The 314-nt window shown below is 72.0% G+C and carries 1 pseudogene; it reads left to right on the forward strand.

The window, feature by feature from the left end:
• Positions 1-2: 2 nt before the first annotated feature.
• Positions 3-314 (forward strand): annotated as a pseudogene (locus tag PUR61_RS20895) (hypothetical protein); the annotation flags it as partial.

Consider the following 314-nt stretch of genomic DNA (forward strand, 5'->3'; position numbering starts at 1 on the left):
CCCTGATCGTGGTCCTCGCGCTCTTCGGGGTTCTCAACGACAACTTCCTCAGCCTCGGCAACATGCAGGTCATCGCCGAAGCCGCCACCATCACCGGCCTCCTCGCCATCGTCCAGACCGTCGTCATCATCTGCGGCGGCGGACCCTCCGGACTCGCCCACGCCCACGCCGGCGACCAGCCCCTCCGCTCCGGCCCCGACACCCTCGACGGCCGCACCCAGCGCACCGGCCACCCCGGCGACGCCATCCGCGCCGGCCTCGGCTTCGCCCCCGAGGAACGCAAGGCCCAGGCCCTGTTCCTCCACCGCTCCATC

The sequence above is a fragment of the Streptomyces sp. BE20 genome (assembly GCF_036322525.1).
GTDB lineage: Bacteria > Actinomycetota > Actinomycetes > Streptomycetales > Streptomycetaceae > Kitasatospora.